The following is a 2,726-nucleotide window of genomic DNA, read 5'->3' as shown; positions in this document are numbered from 1 at the left end:
ATGGGGTACGGGCCGGCGAGCGGGGCGTCGGGGGCGGGCTGGGTCCAGGCCAGGACGGACCGGGTGGTGGTGGCGTAGACGTGGCGGCGGCCCGCTGAGTCCGTGAGGGCCACCGGGTCGCTCTGGAGGTCCTCGCCGCCCAGTGCCTGCCAGTCGGTGAAGGTGCCCGAGGGCTGCTGGACGCGGGCCCGCAGGGTGCGCCGGGTGTCGCGGAGGTAGACGGTCAGGCGGCCCGCCGCGTCGACGGCGGCGGTGGGGGCGCTGATGGCGGAGGTGCCGGGTTCGTCGCCGGGTTCGGGGGTGCCGAGGGACTGCCAGGGGCCGAACGGGCCGTCGGGGGCGGTCTGGACGGCGTACACCACCTCGCGCCGGTAGTCGGCGGGCCGGGTGCCGAGGACGGTGCGGGTGGCGAGGACCGCGACGCGGCCGTCGGGGAGGCGGGCGGTGGTGGCCCCGGAGTCGATGCCGGTGCCGGGGAGCAGGGCGGGGCCGGTCCAGGCGCCGGAGCGGTCGCGGGTCCAGACGGCCATCCGGCCGTCGAGGGCGGCGAAGGCCCAGAGCCGGCCGGGGGTGCCCTCCGTGAGCCAGGAGGCGTTGTCGGCGCGGGCGTAGCGCAGGGACTGGGCCCAGTTGCGGCCGGTGGGGCTGCCGGCCACCTTGCGGTCGCCGCAGCCGTCGGGGGAGCCGCAGTAGTCTGCGTGGTCCTGCCAGGCGTACGTCTTGAGGTAGCCGATCTTCGTTTCGGCGGTCTGCGGGTCCAAGGCGTGGGGGAGGGTGCCGTTGTGGTAGCCGAGGTAGTTCTGGACCGAGAACCGCGGCCGGTCGGCGACCCGCTCGGCGTACGCGGCGGTGGCGGCCTGCACGAAGCGGGCGCCGTACATGTGGTCCTGGTGGTCGGTGTACTTGCCGGTGTCCGGGTAGCGGTTCGGCGTCGGGTCCTGCATCCGTATCGTCGTCGGACGGTAGCGCTCCAGGATGCCCGATATGGACTGGATCACCTGGTCCTTGGTGTACGAGAAGGGCTGCTTGACCGGGGTCCCGGTGGTGAGCTGGGCGCCCAGCGCCGGTATCTCGCCGTTCCACAGGCCGCGCAGGCTGTCGGGGTTCTCGGCGGCCGGGTTGCGGGCCTCGCGCAGCTGGAGCCAGACCAGGTTGACCTGGGGGCGGGCGACGAGGACGTCGAGCTCGGCCTGGCCGCCGCCGGCGGTGGGTATGACCGTGCGCTTCCACGCGCTGGTGCGGTCTCCGGTGGCCATCTGGGCGTAGGCGGAGCGTATGCCGTTCTGCCGGGCCTCCGCGTAGCGGGCGCGGTCGGCGGGCTGCTGCGGGTCCTTGGCCTGGCCGCCGTTGGCCGCGTTGCGGCCGTCGGCCTCGCCGGAGGTGAGGTAGGCGGTGGTGACGGGGAGCCCGGCGAGCAGGGAGCGGCTGAGGTCGGGGTTCATGAAGAACAGGTCGTCGTCGGGGTGGGCGACGATCTGGACGACCGTTCCGGAGGTGGTGCTGGCCGGGAGGAGCGCGGACGGGTCCCTGCCCTGGGTGGCCTCGGCCGCCGTCTGCTGGCCGGAGGCGATGGAGAGCACACCGGAAGCGCCCAGGGTGAGCATGGGCACGACGGCCGCGAGGAGGAAGCGGCGGCGGGAAACGGGCATCGGTTACGCCTTGAGGTCGTTCCGGGCGGGAAGAACCGCTGTGTAGTCACTGAGAGGCGAAATCGGGCGAGTTGGTTCACCGATTTCACCGATGACGCGCGTTTTCCGAAAACGACCGGGTGTGATTGTGCACGGTCGGCGGCCCCGGTGCGCGCCTCCGCCCGGATCGTGGACGTGTCCCGCGCCCGCGCGCGGCAAGGGCGGTAAGGATGGTCCTGGTGTGGGGTGTTGGAGCTGATGTGGCACGGATGGTGTCTGTCCAGCCGATGTGCCGCCTATGCCTGGTGGCCCCCGCCTGTGCCGGGTGGACCGGTCACGGGGCCGGGATCACGGCGTGGTGTTGCGCGGGCCCACCGGCTGCCACGGGGCGAGGTAGGCGTCGGGCTCGTCCGCCGACGAGGTGACGTACAGCCGTGCGTCGAGGCCCACGACCGCCAGGCTGACCAGGTTCTTCCCGGTCATGGTGCTGGACGGGGCGCCCACGAACATCAGCGGCGAGCGCTCCCAGGGCCGTCCCTCGCCGACGTCCGCCCCGAGCAGCCCGCCCGCCGAGCGGCCCGCGAGGAGGTGTCCGCTCGCGGTCACCGAGCCGAAGCCCTGGAGACCGCCGAGGTCGGTGAGGCCGGTCGCCTTCAGGCCGTCCGCGTCCGTCATCAGGGCGGTGCGGACGTTGCCGGAGCCCGGCTTGCGGAACCAGATCCGTACGCCGCCCTCGCGGCCCTCGGCCGTGAGGGGGAGGGTGGTCTCGGGCAGGCCGGTGGGGGTGGCCGGGCCCAGGGGGGCGCCGGGGCCGGGCTGGAGCCAGCCGGTCACCGACTTGGTGGTGGCGGCGAAGACCATCCGCCGCCCGGCGCCGTCGGTGCCCGTGACCGGGGTGCCGTGCAGGTCGGCGCCGCCGTGGGCCTCCCACGGGCCCCACGAGCCGTCCGGGTGCCGGACGCGTCCGCGCAGGGTGGAGGCGCCGTCGCGAACGTAGACGGCGAGGGCGCCGGTGCCGTCGACGGACACGGCGGGCGAGCTGATGTCGGAGGTCCAGTCGGCGTCGGAGGCCTCGGGGGTGCCGAGCGACTCCCCGGG

General features: G+C 74.3%; 1 protein-coding gene and 1 pseudogene. Both read right to left on the bottom strand.

Annotation, left to right across the window (positions count from 1 at the left end):
- The coding region (locus tag VR44_RS48660) for a PIG-L family deacetylase (protein WP_045952323.1) at window positions 1-1,649 on the bottom strand (1,649 nt) is incomplete at its 3' end.
- Window positions 1,650-1,976: 327 nt separating this feature from the next.
- Window positions 1,977-2,726: pseudogene (locus tag VR44_RS38435) on the bottom strand (PIG-L family deacetylase); the annotation flags it as partial.

This window comes from Streptomyces katrae (assembly GCF_000966975.1).
In the GTDB taxonomy this organism is placed as follows: domain Bacteria; phylum Actinomycetota; class Actinomycetes; order Streptomycetales; family Streptomycetaceae; genus Streptomyces; species Streptomyces katrae.
This window is presented reverse-complemented; position numbering and strand designations above follow the sequence as displayed.